A 17787-nucleotide genomic window follows, 5' to 3' on the forward strand; every position below is an offset into this window, starting at 1 on the left:
CGGAGCCGCCTCTGTCATATGGTGCGGTCGAGAGGACTCGAACCTCCACGGGTTGCCCCACAGCGACCTCAACGCTGCGCGTCTACCAGTTCCGCCACGACCGCATTTGCCCCGGCTGCCCGGCGCGCGGCTGCATGTAGCAAGTGTTTCCCGATCCCACAAGAGCGTGTCCGGGCCGCCTCGTGGTTCGAGGCTCCGCTTCGCTCCGCACCTCACCATGAGGCGGGGTGACGGCCTGTGAGGGGGCGCCGGGGCCGCCCTGCTGGTTCGAGGCTCCGCTTCGCTCCGCACCTCACCGTGAGGCGGGGCGACGGGCCATAAAGGGGCGCCGGGGCCGCCCTCCTGGTTCGAGGCTCCGCTTCGCTGCGCACCTCACCATGAGGGCGGATTGAGGGTTCGGTCCTCGCCTCGCCGTGCGGCCGGATGGGCGTTCCCGGGGGGGCATCCTCGGTGCGGATTGACGCTCCACTTCGATGGTCGGCATGAGGTCGGGCCGCTCCGCCTCTCTGCGCAAACCCTCTCCACCCTCATGGTGAGGTGCGCGCGCGGAGCGCGCGCCTCGAACCACGAGGGTTGGCCCCCTGCCCGCCGGGCCGCCGGCCCGCGATAGCTCCGGCTGATTGGCCGGCGGCCCGTTATTATGTATGTGCGAAAGAACCGTTGCCGGACAGCCATGCACGCGCCCCTCGCCCGCCCAGCTTCGCGCGATTCCCTCCCCGGAGCACGCGCTTTCGCACCCGAAGGCCTGCCGCCGGTCGAGTGGCGGATCAGCGACGAGCCCGTTCCGTACGAGGCGGCGGTCGCGTTCATGGAAGCGCGGGTCGCGGCGATCCGCGCCGGTACCGAGGCCGAATGCGTATGGCTGCTGGAGCATCCGCCGCTCTATACGGCCGGCACCAGCGCCGACCCGGCCGACCTCCTCGAGCCCGGCCGGTTCCCGGTTTTCAGGACCGGCCGCGGCGGCGAATACACCTATCACGGCCCGGGCCAGCGCGTCGCCTACGTGATGCTCGACCTGACGCGGCGGAAGGCCGACGTCCGCGCCTACGTGGCCGCGCTCGAGGCCTGGCTGATCGCCACGCTCGCCGCGTTCAACTTGACGGGGGAGCGGCGCGAGGACCGCGTCGGCGTGTGGGTGCGCCGCCCGGAGCGCCCGCCGCTCGCCGACGGCTCGGTCGCGGAGGACAAGATCGCCGCCATCGGCGTGCGGGTGCGGCGCTGGGTGACCTTCCACGGCGTCGCGCTCAACGTCGACCCGGATCTCTCCCATTTCACCGGCATCGTGCCGTGCGGGATCAGGGGCTACGGCGTGACGAGCCTCGCCGAGCTCGGCCTCACGATGTCGGCGTCGACGGTGGATGCGCGGCTGCGTGCGGCGTTCGAGGACCTCTTCGGCCCGACGGCCCGGCCATAGCGCGGGATTAGCGCCCGCTTCTCCGCGCCGTCAGTCGCCCGGCAGGATCGTCCACTGCTTGCCGCCCTTGTGGAGGAACAGGTACTTCTGCTCGTCGCCGGCGGCGGCGTGGCGCGGCGCGAGCCGCACGACCACGGTGATCCGCTTGAGGCTGTCGCCGAGGCTGCGGTCGCCGACCGCCTCCAGGAAGGCCTGCTCGGCCGCCGACCGCGCCTCGAAGAAGGACAGCGCCCGCTCCTCCGGCGTCAGCAATACGCGGACCGCTTCAAGCCCCTCCTGGACGTAGCGGAGCTCGACGTTGACCGTGCTCACCATCATCCGGGATTGGGTGGCCGCAGCAATGACTTGCGGTTCGTCGTGAAGCTGCGGTGTCAGCGCCGACGCGCCGCTCAATGCGACCGCGACAGCAGCTCCTGCGACCAGAGTCCGCGTCCCGAATGCCATGGCACACCGTCCGTTTCCGGCATGACAATAGCTTAACGAAAGGTTAACGGAAATATCGAATTTTAATTATCCCGTCGGATGACGAAGCCGGTGGGCAGCGGATTCGTCAGCTCCGCATCTGCCGCTTGCACGTGGGTCACGTGCGACCCCGGCGGCCCGCGCCGGCACAGCGCCACCATAGCGTCCACCGATTCCCGCGGCCCGCAAAAGAGAGCGGAAACAGTGCCGTCGGGCTCGTTCCTCACCCAGCCGAAGACCTCCAGCCGGTCCGCCTGGCGCTTCGTCCAGGCGCGGAAGCCGACGCCCTGAACCAATCCCTCGATGCGAGCCGCAACCGCCTTCATTCGAATTCCATGATCACCGAATCGACGGCGAGGCTCTCGCCCGGCCGTGCGCGGATCGCCTTCACGACCACCTCACGCTCCGCCCTCAGGATGTTCTCCATCTTCATGGCTTCCACCGTCGCGAGCGCTTCGCCGGGCTCGACCGTCTGGCCCTCCGCGACGGCGATCGAGACGACCAGCCCCGGCATCGGACAGAGGAGCACCCGCGAGGTGTCGGGCGGCGCCTTCTCGGGCATGATCTGCGCCAGGTCCCCGACGGTCGGATTGAGAAGGCGCGCCGCCACGGTTCGCCCGCGCCGCGTGATCTCCACGATCGTGCCGCGGCGCGCGACCTGCGCCACGACATCGGCGCCGCCGATGCGGCCGCGCCAGATGCGCTCGCCCGGCCGCCAGCCCGCCGCGACCTCGACGGGCGCCGCGCCATCCACCGCCACCTTCAGCGTGCCGTTTCCGGCGTCCTCGACGAGGATCGGGAAGGGCCTGCGGCCGAGCGCAACGGTCCATTTCTGCCGCAGCGGACCGGCCGGCGCGAGCCGGTCGCGCATCCCGTTGCGCCGCCGGCGCTCCTCGATCTCGATCGCCGCGGCGATGAGGACGAAGGTGTGATCCTGCTCCTCGGAGGCCGCGACCCCCTGGAAACCGTCGGGGTACTCCTCGGCAATGAAGGCCGTGGAGAGCCGCCCCTCGCGCCAGCGCGGATGGCCGACGAGCGCCGAGAGGAACGGGATGTTATGGCGGATGCCGTCCAGCGTGAACGCGTCGAGCGCGTCCGCCATCGCGTCGGTCGCGGCATCCCGCGTCGGCGCATGGGTGCAGAGCTTCGCGATCATCGGGTCGTAGAACATCGAGATTTCCGCGCCTTCGTAGACGCCGGTGTCGTTCCGGACCGTGACGCCGTTCTCTCTGCGCTCCGCCGGGGGGCGGTAATGCGTGAGCCGGCCGATGGAGGGCAGGAAGTTCCGGTAGGGATCCTCGGCGTAGACGCGCGCCTCGATCGCCCAGCCGCGAGGCATGACTTCCTGCTGCCGGATCGTCAGCGGCTCGCCGGCGGCGATCCGGATCATCTGCTCCACGAGATCGATGCCGGTGACGAGCTCCGTCACGGGATGCTCGACCTGCAGCCGCGTGTTCATCTCGAGGAAGTAGAAGTTGCGGTCGCGGTCGACGATGAACTCGACCGTGCCGGCGCTCTCGTAGCCCACCGCCCTGGCGAGCGCGACCGCCTGGGCCCCCATCGCGGCGCGGGTGTGCTGGTCGAGGAAGGCGGACGGCGCCTCTTCTATCACCTTCTGGTTCCGGCGCTGGATCGAGCATTCGCGCTCGAGCAGATGGAGGACGTTTCCGTGCTTGTCCGCCAGGACCTGGATCTCGATGTGCCGCGGCTCCTCGATGAACTTCTCGATGAAGACCCTGTCGTCCCCGAACGACGAGCGGGCCTCCGAGCGCGCGAGCTGCAGGCCGTCGGCCACCTCGCGGGGACTTCTCGCGATTCGCATGCCCTTGCCGCCGCCGCCGGCGGACGCCTTGATCATCACCGGGTAGCCGATCTCGCCGGCGATGCGGAGCGCCTCCTCGGCGTCGGCGATGACGCCGAGATGGCCGGGCACGGTGCTCACGCCCGCCCGGTCCGCGAAGCGCTTCGATTCGATCTTGTCGCCCATCGCCTCGATCGCCGCGGCGGGGGGGCCGATGAATACGATCCCCGCCGCATCCAGAGCACGCGCGAAGGCGGCGTTCTCGGAGAGGAAGCCGTAGCCGGGATGGACGGCCTCCGCGCCCGTCACCCTGCAGGCCTCCAGAATGCGTTCGACGGAGAGGTAGCTCTGCGACGCCGGCGCGGGCCCGATCGCCACCGCCTCGTCCGCCATCTCGACGTGCAGGGCGTTGCGGTCGGCGTCGGAATGAACCGCGACGGTGCGGATGCCGAGACGCCTCGCCGTCTTCATCACGCGGCAGGCGATCTCGCCCCGATTTGCGATGAGTATCGTCTTGAACATCGGCACGCTCCCTCCGGCGAAGCTGTAGGGGCAGCGGCAAGGCTCGGCAACAAGACGAAAGGCGCGGCCTCGATCCTCCCGCTATGTGCCGGGCGCACAAGGCCGTTCGGCCGCGATGGACGCGAGCGCCGCCTCCTCGCACCTGATGCGCATCCAAAGCACGGCCGCGTTCGCGACCGAGAAGGTGATCGCGTAGCCGAGCAGCCCGAACACCAGAGGCCCGCAGGCGATCTCGGCCGCAACGATTGCGTAGTTGGGGTGGCGGAGGATCCGGTAAGGCCCCGCGCGGACGAGCTTCTCTCCGGGCACGACGATCACCCGCGTCGTCCACCGGCGGCCGAGCGTGAGGAGCACCCAGAGGCGAAGCACCTGCAGTGCCGCGAGTGCAGCCAGGAAGCCCGGCAGGATCGGGCGATCCCACACGAGCATCCACAGACCGGCGAGCCAGGCGGCATGCAGCGCAACGATCAGCGGGTACTGACCGGCGCAATGCTCCTGCCCGCCCGCCCGCAGGAGACGCCGCGTGTTCGCCCGCGCATAGACGAGCTCGCCGAGGCGCTGCGCGGTCAGCAGAGCGAGGATCGCGAACGTCAGCCAGTCAGCCAACATCGGTGCGGAACGTCAGGAAGCTCGCCGTGAACCCCGGACCGAGCGCGGCGAGGAGCCCTCGCCCGCCGCGTCCCTCCGCAAGGGCCCGCTCGAGCACGAACAGGACGGTGGGCGCCGACATGTTGCCGTAAGCCCGCAGCACCGCGCGCTCGTGCCGAAGCGACCCGGGAGGGAGGTCGAAGGCGCCCTCCAGCGCCTCGACTACCTTCGCGCCACCCGGATGGAAGACATGGCGGTCGATGTCGGAGAGGGTCATCGCGCCGGCGGCCAGAAACGCCTCGGCGGCAGGCCGGAGCTTCGCCGCGACGAGGTCCGGGATCGACTTCGAGAATATCGCGCTGAAGCCGACCGGATCGATGTTCCAGCCCATGATGTCGAGCGTGTCCGGCCAGAGATGCTCGCCCGACCGCTCCAGGATGCAGAGGGCGGGACCCTCGCCGGCCCGCAGCACGGCCGCCGCAGCGCCGTCGCCGAAGAGGGCGGTCGCGACGATGTTCGACTTGGAGATTTCGTCGGCGCGGAAGGCAAGGGTGCAGAGCTCGACCGCCACGAGGAGCACGTTCGAACCGGGATCGGCCGCGGCGAGCCGCATCGCCAGCGACAATCCGCTCGCGCCGCCGGCGCAGCCGAGACCGAACACCGGCACGCGCCGGACATCCGGCCGCAGCCCGAGCTCCCGATGCGCCCGCGCCTCCAGCGACGGGGTTGCGATGCCGGTGGAGCTGACCGTCACGACGGTATCGATCGCCTCCGGCCGCAACCCCGCCCTGCCGAGCGCTTCCGCCGCCGCATCCCGGAAGAGCTCCGTACCGGCATCGAGATAGCATGCCGTCCGGCTCGCCCAGTCCTGTGGCTTCCGGAACCAGCCGAGGTCGCACGCCGAATGGCGGCGCATTATCCCCGCATTCCGGAAGACCGCTGCGAGCTGCCCGAACTGGGGAAAGATCGGCTCGAAGCGCGCGCGCGCCTCCGCCAGGACGACCTCCTGGTCGAGAATGTGGGGCGGCACCGCCGTCGCCAGTCCGAGAAGGGACACCGGCGCGGCCGCGCGCGATCCGGCTCGGCAGGCGTCCTCCGGCCCGCGCGACGGCTCGCGCCGCGCGGAATCGGGACCAGTCCGGCGGTTCGTGGCAGCACCAGGCCTGTCGTCGAGCATCACATCGTCAAGCTATGCGGTGGCCCTTCGTTCCCGCGACGAATTCGCGTAACTCGTCGGCCGCGGGCCGCGCACCGATCCGCGAGGGCAGCCGGGATGAAGCTGAAGCATTACGTGAGGGCCGTGCGCTGGCGCGTGGAGGCCGCCCTCACGTCCGAAAAGGCGGCGGACGAGGCCCTGGAGCGCGTGACGCGCGAGAAGGCGCTGGTCTTCTGCGTCACCGCGGGCCGGTCGGGCTCCGATACGCTGGCGAGACTGCTCGCGCGAATCCCGGAAGTGGATGCCCGGCACGAGCCGCGTCCCGACTTCGTCCTGGCCATGCGGCCGGCGCAGAAGCAGCCGGAGCTCGCGACGGAGTTCCTGCGCAAGCTGAAGATCCCGGCGATCGCCGCCTCGCCCAAGCCGGTCTATGCGGAAACCAGCCATCTCTTCGGGAAGGGGTTCGTGGAGCCGTTGCTGGGGCTCGGGCTGCGGCCCGGGCTCATCATGCTGAAGCGCGATCCGCGGCAGATCGCCCTCTCCTACCTGCGCCTGGAAACGGTTCCCGCTCGGACGTCCAAGGGGCGACGCTACCTGCTCGATCCAGACGACCGCGTGTTCCTCGGCCTCGACCGCTGGCGGGACCTCACCGACTACCAGCTCCTCTACTGGTACGCCCTGGAGACGGAGGAACGGCAGAAGGCCTATGCCGCCCGAGCCGCAGCCGCAGGCTGCTGGACGGTCTTCATGGACGTCGAAGAGCTGAATGCCCCGAATGCGCTGCCGCGGCTGGCCGAAGCGCTCGGGATCGAGCGCGGGGCCGGCGCGGAGGCGGACGCGATCGGATCGGGCCGCCACAACCGGAAGGCGGCCAAGGCGCACCGGCCGCTTCCGGAGCCCGATCGGCTCGCGGAGCTGGAAGACGCGGTTGCGAAGCGGCTCTTCAGGACAGGCTGAGGCGGCGCCCGCCCGTCATCCGAAGCTCTGCCGCTTCTCGCGCAGGATCAGCCAGAGGTTCCGGACATAGATGACGAGGCCGAGCCCCTGCCCCGCGATGAACACCGGATCCTGGCGCTGGATCGCATAGATCAGGAGCAGAAACCCGCCGCCCAGCGAGAAGAACCAGAATGCCACCGGCACGATCGAGCGCCCCACCCGTTCGCTCGCAATCCACTGGACGACGAAGCGCATCATGAAGAGGGATTGCGCGACGAAGCCGAGCAGGATCCAGAAATCGAACTGCTCGACGAAGACCTGGTGCAGCCAGCGTGCCAAATCAGTCATCGAGGGGCACCTCCATCGGGACGGGTCGGACCCTGCGCCGCTTCATGAGCCACCAGACGCCGAAGAGGTCGGCGATCCCGACCCAGAGCCGGTCGAAGATGCCGTATTTCGACTGGCCGTGGCGGCGTGGCCGGTCGACCACGTCGACGGTCGCAATGCGGTGTCCCTCCCGAACGACGAGCGCCGGGAGGAAGCGGTGCCAGCCGTCGAAATAGGGCAGACGGAGAAAGAGCTCGCGCCTGACCGCCTTCAGGCCGCAGCCGGTATCGCGTGTCGAATCCTTGAGCAGCGCGCGCCGCACGGAATTGGCGATGCGTGACCCGTGACGCTTGGCGAAGGACGCCTTCCGCCCGACGCGCTGGCCCGCGGCCATGCCCGTCGCGGCGCCACCCCCCTCCAGCGCGCCGAGGAGGGCCGGCATGAAGGCGGGGTCGTTCTGTCCGTCGCCGTCGATGGTGAGGATCACGGCCCCGCGCGCCGCTTCCACCCCCGTGCGCACGGCCGCGCTCTGCCCGGCGGAGCGATCGTGCCGGATCAGGCGCACCTGCGGATGACGCTCCGACGCGGCGCGGACTGCGGCATCGGTGCCGTCATCCGAGCCGTCGTCGACGACCAGGATCTCGTGGCGTCGGCCGAGCAGCGCTTCGGCGATCTCGTCGATCAAGGGGCCGATATTGTCCCGCTCGTTGCGGCAGGGAACGACGACGCTGACATCGGGGCTCTCTAAACGCATTACAGGCGACCGGATGCTCCCTGGCGGCGAATGAGCCGGCCCGCCTCGTCGAACCCGAAGACCAGGCGCATGCGGGCAAAGGCGCGAGCGAGGAGCCATGCCACCAGGGCGCCGACAAGGCAACCGGCGAGAACGTCGGAGGGATAGTGCTGCCGGGTGAAGACGCGGCTCGCGGCGAGCCAGAAGCCCGCGCACAGGAAGACCCAGCGGCCTTGCGGGAACAGGAGCGCGAGCGACGTCGCGAGCGCCATGGCCGTCGTCGAATGGCCCGAGGGAAAACTCGACCAGACCGGATCGAAGGAGACGATGTCGAACGAGAACGGGCCCGCCGTCTCGAACATCCGCGGGCGCGCGCGACCGAGGAGATATTTCAGGACGAGGACCAGCAGACCCGAGGATGCGACCGCGAGGAAGAGATAACCGGCCGCCGCGGCGCGCACTGCCCGGCGCACCCGCAGCCTCGCCCGGGGAAGGCTCGCGTCGCGCAGCAGGGCGGCCAGGAAAACCGCGCCCGATAGGATCAGGATCCAGTTCGCTTCGCCGAGCCGCGTGACGGACTGGAAGAAGCGGCGAAGCGGAACCGGCAGGGTGGCGTGCCAGGCGACAACCCACGGGTCGAGCAGGATCGCCGTCAGGATCAGCACGGTGAGGACGACGGCCGCACGGTTCGCGATGTCCCAGGCACCGTATGGGAGGATCGCGAAGCGGCGGTCGCGGCGGCGCAGGCGGGCGAACGACCGGGTCGCCGCCGCATTGTGCAGGCCACGCCGGTAGATTGCGGCCGCGCGCTCCCGGTAGGCCGGACGATCCATCTCAGGGCTGCCCGGCGACCCGGTAGAGCAGGATCGTCGTCGACCGGCCCCGGTTGTAGTTGAAGCCGTCGACCGCCCCGACCCGTTCCGGCTCGAGGGCGAGCCCCGCGGCCGCCTCCTCGAAAGCCGCCGCCTGCGCCCTTTCGATTGCGGCGAGCGCGCAATCGCCGTGGCGCTCGGCGAGCCACTCCGCCGCTGCCTGCGGAGTCACCCGCCGCGTTCCGGTCCCGGCGAAGAAGACGAGGCTCGGCTCCGTATAGCCGACGGCCGCGAGCGTCACGGCTTCGCAGCCGGTCGCCTGCCTCGCCTCGGCGACGATGCGCGGACTGAGCCATACCGTCTGGAAGGCGGGCAAGGCGAAGGCGTAGACGCCCGCCTGCAGCGCCATGCTGGCGGCCACGGCCAAGATCACGGCCGCCTGCAGCCGACCCTGCCAGAATGCGCGGGCGGCCCAGACGGAGGCGAGGATCGCGGCGAGCAGCGACAGGTCGGTCCAGGCCGGCAGTCGGCGTTCAACGAACAGGAGCAGCCCGATCGCAGCCGTCCCGAGGACGACCGGCGCGAGAGGAAGCAAGACGGCGAGCGCCTTCACCCAGCCGCGCAAGGCGGACGTTCCGCCCCTCACGAGCGCAGCGCCCGCCAGGAGACCCAAAGCGGGATAGAGCGGAAGCACGTAATGCGGCAGCTTGGTCGGAACGGCTTCGAAAGCGACCCAGGCCGGCACGATCCAGAGCAGGCAGAAGAGGATAGCGGGCTCGCGCCAGCGCCAGAGCATCAGTGGTGAGGCGAGCAGCACGAACGGGACCATCGGCCAGGCCGTCCCCAGGAAGGCAAGGAGATAGGCGCCCGGCGGCGCGCCGTGGCGCTCCTGCGCGGTGGCGATCTTGCCCAGAAAGTCGCGGCCGAGCGCTTCCCTGAAGAACGCGCCGTCGGAGGCGATACCGATCGCGACCAGCCAGGGCGCGACGAGGACGACGACGATCAGGAGGCCCCAGAGCGGCCGCAGCATCCTCGCGAGGGCGAACGAGCGCGTCGCCACGAGGAGGGCCGCGAGCGTCAGCCCGGAAACGAGCAGGATGACAGGGCCCTTGACCAGAATGCCGAGACCGACTGCGACCCAGAACGCCACGACGGCCCATATTGGGAACGCACCGGCGCCGACGACCGGCCCCGCGTCGCCCGCCGGTGCCCGTGCGGGCGCTCGTCCGGAGCGGAACCGCATCCACGCCGCGGCCAGCACGGCCTGCGCCGCGAGCACGAGGAACAGGAGCACGCCGTCGGTCTTGGCGAGACGCGCCTCCACGCCGAGAAGGATGGTCGACGCGAACAGCATCGCGCCGACGAAGGCCGCGCCGGGGCCGAACAGGACCGCGCCGATCAGGTAGGTGAGCAGGACCGATCCGACGGCCGCCGCCTGCGACGGCAGGCGGTAGGCCCAGAGTGGCGCGTCGGCCCCGCCGAAAGGTGCCGTGGCGGCCGCCTGCAACCAATAAATGCCGATCGGCTTCTTGTACCGTGGCTCGTCCTGGAACCTTATGTCGAAGTAGTCCCCGGTCTCGTGCATCTGGCGGGTCGCCTGCACGAACAGCGCCTCGTCGCGATCCGTCAGCGGCAGGTCGACCACGCCGGGAACGAACATCGCGAGGGAAAGGCCGAGCAGGAGCAGTGCCGGCAGCAGCGGGATCCGGGCCACCGCCTTCAGCAGTGGAAGGCCGCCGGCGGGCGCCGGACTGTCGATCATCGCAATATCCCGCTCAACGCGCAATCGGTGTCCTGCTACGGCGACGGGGCGGGCATTTCAAGGCGCGCCGCCCTCCGCCGCCGCGCGCAGACCCGTGAAGGACGCACAGGCCGAATGAACACCTATCTCAATCACGGCGCCGTTCTCTTCCGCCGGAGCATCGCGCTGGCGCGTGCCGAGATCGTCACGCTCGCGATCCTGCTCGGGATCGCCGGCGGCGCGTGGGGGTTCCTGGAACTGGCCGGAGAGGTCGGCGAAGGCTCGACCGAGGCGTTCGACCGTGCCGTGATCCTGGCGCTCCGCAATCCCGCGGACCCGACGGACCCGCTCGGACCGCTCTGGTTCGAGGAGATGATGCGCGACATCACCGCGCTGGGCAGCAATTTCTTCATCACGCTGGCGACCCTGTCGGTCGTCATCTACCTGCTGATGATCCGCAAGAAGCACGCCGCCTTGCTGGTGTTCGTCGCGGTCGTCGGCGGGACGATGCTGAGCTACGGCCTGAAGCTCTTCTTCGAGCGTTCGCGGCCGGACCTCGTGCCGCACGGCGCGGAGGTCTACACGGCGAGCTTCCCGAGCGGGCACGCGACGCTTGCCGCCGTCACGTTCCTGACGCTGGGCATCCTTCTCACCAGGCTTCAGGTGGGCCGCCGCGTGAAGGCCTTCTTTCTCGGAATGTCGGTGCTCCTGACCCTGCTCGTCGGGGTAAGCCGCGTCTATCTCGGCGTGCACTGGCCGACGGACGTGCTCGCAGGCTGGGCGATCGGGTCCGCCTGGGCGATGTTCATCTGGCTGGCCGCTCTGTGGCTGCAGCGCCGCGGCCAGGTCGAGGGCGACGTCGGCGCGTGAGCGACCCCGCGCCGAAGTGCCCCTGCGCCGTCAGCCCGACCGACGGCGGTCGAGCCCCGCAGCGGCGTAGTGGGCGCGCTTCGCCTCGTACATGAGCCCGTCCGCGCGCTTGACGACCGCTTCCAGCCGCTCGCCCGGGTCGCTCGTCGCGATCCCCAAAGAGAAGCTCAGCGTCACGCCGGAATAGAACTGGTTGTTGAGGTCGATCAGCCGCCCGAGCTTTTCGAGGGCCGCCTCGCCGCCGCTCGCATCCGTGCCGGGCAGGATGATCGCGAACTCGTCGCCGCCGATGCGGGCGGCATGGGCGGGCGGCTCGACCAGCTCGTTCAGCACTTCCCCTGCCCTGCGCAAGAGCGCGTCGCCGGCGCCGTGCCCGAGCGTGTCGTTCAGCGTCTTGAGCCCGTTGAGGTCGGCGATGATGATCGTCACCGGCTGCGGCCCCTTGCGCTCGAGCCGGTTCAGTTCGTCGACATAGAACGAACGGTTGTAGAGCTTCGTCAGCACGTCGTGCTTGCCGAGATATTCGAGGTAGGCTTCCGCCTTCTTCCGCGCGGTGATGTCGGTCAGCGCGACCTGGACGAGAGACCAGTCGCGCTCGAAGCCGGGCAGGACCGAGAACTGCATGTGGACGTGGAGCTCGCTGCCATCGAGCGCATAGTTCACGACCTCGCGCTGCTGGAACAGCTTGCCCTCCCAGAGGTCCACGAGCTGCTCTCGGAAATGGTACTCCATGTCGTCGCGGAACACCTCCCGCAGGCCGTTCAGGAGCGTCGGCTTGTCCGGCGCAGCGAAGAGCTCGAGCGTGTGGCGATTGACGTCGATCACCCGGATCTCGCTCATGCAGCGGACGACGAATTCCGGGTGGACGTCGGTGAAGACGCGAAAGTCCTGGATGCCGCGCACCCGCGCATCGTCGAGCAGCTGCTTAACCGCGCTGAAGTCCTCGACCCAGAGCGAAACCGGCGAATGCTCGAAGAGGCCGCGCGCATATTCCTCGCTGACCGCGAGTGCGCGGCGGGCGGATTCCCGCTCCGTCACGTCCTCCACCGCAAGCAGCACGCGTTCCCACCCGGCCTCGTAGCCCGGCAGCACCATGCCCTTCAGCTGGATGTCGAGCCGCCGGCCGGTCAGGGTGTAGTTCACGGTGTTGCTGGCGAACTCGGTCTTGCCGTCCCAGAGCTGGCAGAGCTCCTCGGCATGCGTCTTCAGCATGTCGTCGCGGAACACGCTTCCGAGATTCGCGACGAGATGCGGGAGGTCGTCCGCGCCGAACAAGGACAGCGTCTTGCGGTTGACCTTGAGCACGCGGATCCGGTCGGAGCACGCCTTGGCACGCGAGATGTCCTCGGCGAGGTGATCGCGCAGCGACGTCACGCCGGCCGCGCGCCATTCGTCGAAGAGCTGTCTCACGCCGCTGAAGTCCTCCAGCCAGAGGGAGACCGGAGCGAGGTCGAACATCTCGGCTTCGTCGCGGCGCTCGGCGGCGGGGCTGGTTGCCTTCTCGGCGGGATCGATGAACATGTGGGGCACCGGCTCGAGGCTGCCTGCTACGTCGGGCGAATCCTAGTTACAGACACTTTTACTAATATTGGGTTCCCGCGTCCGCTCTGCCGCCGCGGCTCCGCCTGCCTTCGCTTCTGATCCTGCGAGAATTGGTGACCCCGGGAGGATTCGAACCTCCGACCAATAGCTTAGAAGGCTACTGCTCTATCCACTGAGCTACGGGGCCCCAGGGAGCGAACCCAAGACTATCCTGGCGGCGGACGCCTCAATGGGTCCACGGCTGCAAGCGGTCCCGGCGGAAATTGTCCGAGTACGCGATCGCGCGCCGCTTCTTGTCCTTCGGTTCGAGGAGCCGGTACGGGATATCGTTGCGCTCCGCGTAGGCGACCGCCTCTTCCTTGCTGTCGAAGCGCAGGCGGATCTGGCTCATCATGTCCGTCGAGGACGTGTAGCCCATGAGCGGCTCGACGGAGCGCGCCGCTTCCGGCTCGTATTCGAGCACCCATTCCCTCGTGTTCGCCTCTCCCGAACTCATCGCGGTCCGAGCGGGGCGGTATATCCGCGCCATCATTCCCGTACACCTCCTGCCGCCATGGCGACATAAGGGCCTTGCATCCCCCGAACGCACGTCCGGCGGACGGGCCCGGCATCCGCGCCGTACGCCTGGAGCGCTACTTAATCCGCTGCCTCGGCTGCGTCGAGGAGGCATGACGCGTTGTGTCGTGTAGTCGGCGTACCGTCGGGACGGCGCGCGTTTCCCCGCGCCGGCACTCCTCGCAGCCCCGTTGCACCGCCCCATCAACCTGATAAGGGACGGCGCGCGGGCATTCGCGACGGGAAGTCGCCCGGCCCGGACCATGACAGGGGACGGATTTTGCGGTCGGATTTGATCGAAAGGCTGAACGGCAGGAGCGCTGTCATCGGTATCGTCGGGCTCGGCTATGTCGGCCTGCCGCTGGTCCTTCGCTACAGCGAAGTCGGCTACAGGGTGCTGGGGTTCGATATCGACCAGGCGAAGGTGGACGCGCTGTCGGCCGGCACGAGCTATATCGAGCACATCCCGGCGTCGCGTATCGGCGAAGCGATCGGAAACGGCTTCGAGGCGACCGCCGACTTCTCGCGCGCCGGCGAGGCCGACGCCCTGATCCTCTGCGTGCCCACGCCGCTCAACAAGCACCGCGAACCGGACCTGAGCTTCGTGCTCGACACGACCGACAGCCTCGTCCCTCACCTCCGCAAGGGCCAGGTGCTTTCGCTCGAGAGCACGACTTATCCCGGGACCACGGACGAGGAATTGCTGCCGCGCGCGCAATCGACGGGGCTCACGGTCGGCGAGGACATCTTCCTCGTCTACTCGCCCGAGCGCGAGGACCCGGGCAACCCGCAATTCACGACGAGGACGATCCCCAAGGTGTGCGGCGGGCACACGCCGGCCTGCCTGGAGGTCGGGATGGCGCTCTACGGCCAGGTGATCGACCGCGTTGTGCCGGTCAGCTCGACGCGCGCGGCCGAGCTCACCAAGCTGCTGGAGAACATCCACCGCGCCGTGAACATCGGCCTCGTCAACGAGATGAAGGTGGTCGCCGACCGCATGGGCATCGACATCCACGAGGTGATCAGGGCCGCGGCGACCAAGCCGTTCGGGTTCGTCCCCTATTATCCCGGGCCGGGGCTCGGCGGCCATTGCATCCCGATTGATCCCTTCTACCTGACCTGGAAGGCGCGCGAGTACGGCGTCAACACCCGCTTCATCGAGCTTGCCGGCGAGGTGAACTCGGCGATGCCGGACTACGTCATCTCCAAGGTGGCGATGGCGCTCAACGGCAATCAAAAGGCCATCAACGGCAGCTCGGTGCTGGTGCTCGGCATCGCCTACAAGAAGAACGTCGACGACATGCGCGAATCGCCTTCGGTCGCCATCATGGAGAAGCTGGACGCGCTCGGGGCGCGGATCGCCTACAGCGATCCGCACGTGGCGGCCTTTCCGCATCTGCGCGAGCACAAGTATTTCGACCTGAGGAGCGTGGAGCTCACCCCGGAGGCGCTCGCCTCGTTCGATTGCGTGCTGCTCGCCACCGACCACGACCGTTTCGACTACGAGGCGATCCACCAGCACGCCAAGATCATCATCGACACAAGAGGCCGCTATCTCGAGCCCTCCAGCAAGGTGGTGAAGTCCTGAGCATGCGCCAGTTTCCCGAACCGATCCGCGATCGGAAGATCCGCCTCGCCCTCGTCGGGTGCGGGCGGATCGCCCAGAACCACATCGCCGCCATCCAGAAGCATTCCGACCGCGCCGAGCTCGTCGACGTCTGCGACATCGACCCGAAGGCGCTGGACGCCGCCGCCGGCGCGACCGGCGCGCGCCCGTCCGTCAGCCTGCGGGACCTGCTGCGGACGACGGATGCCGACGTCCTGGTGCTCACCACCCCGAGCGGCATCCACAGCGAGCAGGCGATCGAGATCGCCGGCACCGGCCGCCACGTCATCACCGAGAAGCCGATGGCGACGCGCTGGCACGACGGCCTGCGCATGGTGAAGGCCTGCGACGACGCGAACGTGCGTCTCTTCGTCGTGAAGCAGAACCGGCGGAACGCCACGCTGCAGCTCCTCAAGCGCGCGGTCGAGCAGGGCCGGTTCGGGCGCATCTACATGGTCAACATCAACGTCTTCTGGACGCGCCCGCAGGAATATTACGACAGCGCGGACTGGCGCGGGACGTGGGAATACGACGGCGGCGCGTTCATGAACCAGGCGAGCCACTACGTCGACCTGCTCGATTGGCTGATCGGGCCGATCGAGAGCCTGCATGCCTACACGGCGACGCTCGCCCGCAACATCGAGGTCGAGGACACCGGCGTGATGAGCGTCAAGTGGCGCTCCGGCGCGCTCGGCACGATGAACGTCACCATGCTGACCTACCCGAAGAACCTCGAGGGCAGCATCACCATCATCGGGGAGAAGGGCACGGTTCGAGTCGGCGGCGTCGCGGTGAACCAGATCCAGCACTGGGAGTTCGCCGAGCCGCACGAGGACGACGCCAAGGTGTCGGAGGCGAGCTACGCGACCACCTCCGTCTACGGCTTCGGCCATCCGCTCTACTACGATAACGTCCTGAAGGTCCTGCGCGGCGAGGCCGAGCCCGAGACCGACGGCCGCGAAGGGCTGAGGTCGCTCGAAGTGCTGATCGCGACCTATCTCTCCGCGCGCGACAACCGCCGCGTGAACCTGCCGCTGGACTACTGATGGCCGTCACCGTTCACGAGACGGCCATCGTGGATGCCGGCGCGCAGATCGGCGACGGAACGCGGATCTGGCACTGGGTCCACGTCTGCGGCGACGCACGGATCGGCGAAGGCTGCTCGCTCGGCCAGAACGTCTTCGTCGGCAACGACGTCGTCATCGGCAACAACGTCAAGATCCAGAACAACGTCTCCGTCTACGACGCGGTGCGGCTGGAGGACGACGTGTTCTGCGGGCCGAGCATGGTCTTCACCAACGTCTACAACCCGCGCTCGGCCGTGAACCGGAAGGCCGAGTACCGGCCGACCATCGTGAAGCGCGGCGCCACGCTCGGCGCGAACTGCACGATCGTCTGCGGCACCACGATCGGCGAGTACGCCTTCGTGGGAGCGGGCGCGGTCGTGAACCGGGACGTACCGCCCTACGCGCTGATGGCCGGCGTGCCGGCGCGGCGGATCGGCTGGATGTGCGCGACCGGGACCAGGCTGCAGGGCACCGGCATCGTCACGAGCGAAGCCGGCATCACCTACGAGATCACGGATACGAGTTGCAGGCGGCTCTGATGGGCAAGATCGAATTCATCGACCTGAAGGCGCAGTATGCCGGGCTCCGTGAGAGCGTGAACGCGCGGATCCAGGCGGTGCTGGACCACGGGCAGTACATCATGGGGCCCGAGGTCCGGGAGGTCGAGGAACGGCTCGCGGCCTATGCCGGCACGCGCCACTGCATCACGGTCGCCTCCGGCACGGAAGCGCTCCTCATCAGCCTCATGGCGCTCGGCATCAAGGCGGGCGACGAGGTCGTCACCACCCCCTTCACGTTCGCCGCCACGGCCGAAGTGATCGCGCTCGTCGGCGCGACGCCCGTCTTCGTCGACGTCGAGCCCGATACCTGCAACATCGACGTCGGGAAGGTCGAGGCGGCGATCACCTCGCGCACGCGCGCGTTCATGCCGGTCTCGCTCTACGGCCAGACGAGCGACATGGACGAGCTCAACGCGCTCGCGGAGGCGCGCGGCATTCCGGTCATCGAAGATGCGGCGCAGAGCTTCGGGGCGACGTATCGCGGCCGCCGGAGCTGCGGGATCTCCACGATCGGCTGCGCGAGCTTCTTTCCGAGCAAGCCGCTCGGCTGCTACGGCGACGGCGGCGCAATCTTCACCAGCGACGACGCGATCGCGCAGGCGGCGCGCGAGATCCGCGTCCACGGACAGGAGCGGCGCTACTACCACACCCGGATCGGGGTCGGCGGCCGGATGGACACGATCCAGTGCGCCGTGCTGCTCGCCAAGCTCGAGCGCTTCGACTGGGAGGTGGAGCAGCGGATCGCGATCGGCGCGCGCTATCTCGAGCTGCTCGAGGGCCTGAACGCCGTTCAGGCGCCCGTGGTGCGCGGCGATCGCACCTGTGTCTGGGCGCAGTTCACGGTCCAGGTCGAGGACCGCGCCGGAACCGTGGAGCGGCTCAACGCCGCCGGTGTCCCGACGGCGATCCATTACCCCGTTCCCCTGCACTTCCAGCCGGCCTACCGCGACATCGCCCGCGCCGCCGGGCCGCTTACCAATTCCGAACGGGTGGCGGAGCGGGTCCTCAGCCTTCCGATGCACCCGCATCTCGATCGGGCCACGCAGCAGCGGGTCGTCGACGCCCTCGTTCAAGCGGTGGGCTGAAATCCTCCGG

Annotated in this window: 18 protein-coding genes and 2 tRNA genes; 7 read left to right on the forward strand and 13 right to left on the reverse strand. The window is 68.9% G+C overall.

Features of this window, described 5'->3' with window-relative positions; translation table 11 throughout:
• Nucleotides 1-19 precede the first annotated feature (19 nt).
• Nucleotides 20-104 (reverse strand) — tRNA-Leu (locus tag ACUN0C_RS04355).
• A gap of 569 nt (nucleotides 105-673) precedes the next feature.
• Between ACUN0C_RS04355 and lipB the strand changes: the two genes are divergently transcribed.
• On the forward strand, nucleotides 674-1414 hold the full coding sequence (gene lipB, locus ACUN0C_RS04360; RefSeq protein ID WP_445465097.1) for a lipoyl(octanoyl) transferase LipB: 741 nt from the start codon (nucleotides 674-676) through the stop codon (nucleotides 1412-1414).
• A 30-nt stretch (nucleotides 1415-1444) separates the two neighbouring features.
• Here the strand turns inward: lipB and ACUN0C_RS04365 are convergent, their stop codons facing one another.
• The 5 genes from ACUN0C_RS04365 to ACUN0C_RS04385 all read right to left on the reverse strand — a co-directional run bounded on the left by ACUN0C_RS04365 (nucleotide 1445) and on the right by ACUN0C_RS04385 (nucleotide 5844).
• Nucleotides 1445-1729, reverse strand: coding sequence for a hypothetical protein (locus ACUN0C_RS04365; RefSeq protein ID WP_445465098.1), 285 nt, complete (start codon nucleotides 1727-1729; stop codon nucleotides 1445-1447).
• Between the two features lie 191 nt (nucleotides 1730-1920).
• Nucleotides 1921-2202, reverse strand: a complete 282-nt coding sequence (locus ACUN0C_RS04370) for an acylphosphatase (protein WP_445465099.1) — start codon at nucleotides 2200-2202, stop codon at nucleotides 1921-1923.
• Nucleotides 2199-4199, reverse strand: a complete 2001-nt coding sequence (locus tag ACUN0C_RS04375; RefSeq protein WP_445465100.1) for an acetyl-CoA carboxylase biotin carboxylase subunit — start codon at nucleotides 4197-4199, stop codon at nucleotides 2199-2201. Before ACUN0C_RS04375 ends, ACUN0C_RS04370 begins: the two co-directional genes overlap by 4 nt.
• A gap of 81 nt (nucleotides 4200-4280) precedes the next feature.
• Nucleotides 4281-4808: an isoprenylcysteine carboxyl methyltransferase family protein gene (locus ACUN0C_RS04380; protein WP_445465101.1), complete on the reverse strand. Its 528-nt coding sequence runs from the start codon at nucleotides 4806-4808 to the stop codon at nucleotides 4281-4283.
• Nucleotides 4798-5844, reverse strand: coding sequence for a type III polyketide synthase (locus ACUN0C_RS04385; RefSeq protein WP_445465102.1), 1047 nt, complete (start codon nucleotides 5842-5844; stop codon nucleotides 4798-4800). Before ACUN0C_RS04385 ends, ACUN0C_RS04380 begins: the two co-directional genes overlap by 11 nt.
• Before the next feature lie 216 nt (nucleotides 5845-6060).
• Here ACUN0C_RS04385 and ACUN0C_RS04390 point away from each other — a divergent pair, with 216 nt between their 5' ends.
• Nucleotides 6061-6900 (forward strand): hypothetical protein, encoded by an 840-nt coding sequence (locus ACUN0C_RS04390; protein WP_445465103.1) that lies wholly within the window; start codon nucleotides 6061-6063, stop codon nucleotides 6898-6900.
• Nucleotides 6901-6915: 15 nt separating this feature from the next.
• On the opposite strand, the gene ACUN0C_RS04395 is transcribed toward ACUN0C_RS04390, so the two are convergent.
• From ACUN0C_RS04395 to ACUN0C_RS04410, 4 genes are read right to left on the reverse strand one after another with little or no spacing between them, the layout of a single operon-like run.
• Nucleotides 6916-7227, reverse strand: coding sequence for a lipid-A-disaccharide synthase N-terminal domain-containing protein (locus ACUN0C_RS04395; RefSeq protein WP_445465104.1), 312 nt, complete (start codon nucleotides 7225-7227; stop codon nucleotides 6916-6918).
• A complete protein-coding gene (locus ACUN0C_RS04400; RefSeq protein WP_445465105.1) occupies nucleotides 7220-7960 on the reverse strand; it encodes a glycosyltransferase family 2 protein in 741 nt (246 codons plus the stop codon). Before ACUN0C_RS04400 ends, ACUN0C_RS04395 begins: the two co-directional genes overlap by 8 nt.
• On the reverse strand, nucleotides 7960-8772 hold the full coding sequence (locus ACUN0C_RS04405; protein WP_445465106.1) for a phosphatase PAP2 family protein: 813 nt from the start codon (nucleotides 8770-8772) through the stop codon (nucleotides 7960-7962). Before ACUN0C_RS04405 ends, ACUN0C_RS04400 begins: the two co-directional genes overlap by 1 nt.
• A gap of 1 nt (nucleotide 8773) precedes the next feature.
• The gene (locus ACUN0C_RS04410; protein WP_445465107.1) at nucleotides 8774-10513 is read right to left on the reverse strand and encodes an ArnT family glycosyltransferase; all 1740 of its coding nucleotides are present in this window, start codon (nucleotides 10511-10513) and stop codon (nucleotides 8774-8776) included.
• 114 nt (nucleotides 10514-10627) lie between these two features.
• Here ACUN0C_RS04410 and ACUN0C_RS04415 point away from each other — a divergent pair, with 114 nt between their 5' ends.
• Nucleotides 10628-11362: a phosphatase PAP2 family protein gene (locus ACUN0C_RS04415; protein WP_445465108.1), complete on the forward strand. Its 735-nt coding sequence runs from the start codon at nucleotides 10628-10630 to the stop codon at nucleotides 11360-11362.
• Between the two features lie 30 nt (nucleotides 11363-11392).
• Here the strand turns inward: ACUN0C_RS04415 and ACUN0C_RS04420 are convergent, their stop codons facing one another.
• The 3 genes from ACUN0C_RS04420 to ACUN0C_RS04430 form a co-directional block, all read right to left on the reverse strand.
• Nucleotides 11393-12883 carry a diguanylate cyclase domain-containing protein gene (locus ACUN0C_RS04420; protein ID WP_445465109.1) on the reverse strand — a complete coding sequence of 497 codons (1491 nt, stop codon included), beginning with the start codon at nucleotides 12881-12883 and terminating at the stop codon, nucleotides 11393-11395.
• 132 nt (nucleotides 12884-13015) lie between these two features.
• Nucleotides 13016-13091: transfer RNA gene (locus tag ACUN0C_RS04425), tRNA-Arg, on the reverse strand.
• 39 nt (nucleotides 13092-13130) lie between these two features.
• Nucleotides 13131-13436 carry an ETC complex I subunit gene (locus ACUN0C_RS04430; RefSeq protein ID WP_445465110.1) on the reverse strand — a complete coding sequence of 102 codons (306 nt, stop codon included), beginning with the start codon at nucleotides 13434-13436 and terminating at the stop codon, nucleotides 13131-13133.
• 303 nt (nucleotides 13437-13739) lie between these two features.
• On the opposite strand from ACUN0C_RS04430, the gene ACUN0C_RS04435 reads away from it, so the two are divergent.
• The 4 genes from ACUN0C_RS04435 to ACUN0C_RS04450 are packed head-to-tail and all read left to right on the forward strand — an operon-like array spanning nucleotide 13740 to nucleotide 17777.
• Nucleotides 13740-15047 carry a nucleotide sugar dehydrogenase gene (locus ACUN0C_RS04435; RefSeq protein WP_445465111.1) on the forward strand — a complete coding sequence of 436 codons (1308 nt, stop codon included), beginning with the start codon at nucleotides 13740-13742 and terminating at the stop codon, nucleotides 15045-15047.
• Nucleotides 15048-15049: 2 nt separating this feature from the next.
• The gene (locus tag ACUN0C_RS04440) at nucleotides 15050-16111 is read left to right on the forward strand and encodes a Gfo/Idh/MocA family protein (RefSeq protein ID WP_445465112.1); all 1062 of its coding nucleotides are present in this window, start codon (nucleotides 15050-15052) and stop codon (nucleotides 16109-16111) included.
• Nucleotides 16111-16671 carry an acyltransferase gene (locus tag ACUN0C_RS04445; RefSeq protein ID WP_445465113.1) on the forward strand — a complete coding sequence of 187 codons (561 nt, stop codon included), beginning with the start codon at nucleotides 16111-16113 and terminating at the stop codon, nucleotides 16669-16671. Before ACUN0C_RS04440 ends, ACUN0C_RS04445 begins: the two co-directional genes overlap by 1 nt.
• The gene (locus tag ACUN0C_RS04450) at nucleotides 16671-17777 is read left to right on the forward strand and encodes a DegT/DnrJ/EryC1/StrS family aminotransferase (RefSeq protein WP_445465114.1); all 1107 of its coding nucleotides are present in this window, start codon (nucleotides 16671-16673) and stop codon (nucleotides 17775-17777) included. Before ACUN0C_RS04445 ends, ACUN0C_RS04450 begins: the two co-directional genes overlap by 1 nt.
• The last annotated feature ends 10 nt before the right edge of the window (nucleotides 17778-17787 follow it).

The sequence above is a fragment of the Faunimonas sp. B44 genome, from assembly GCF_052655945.1.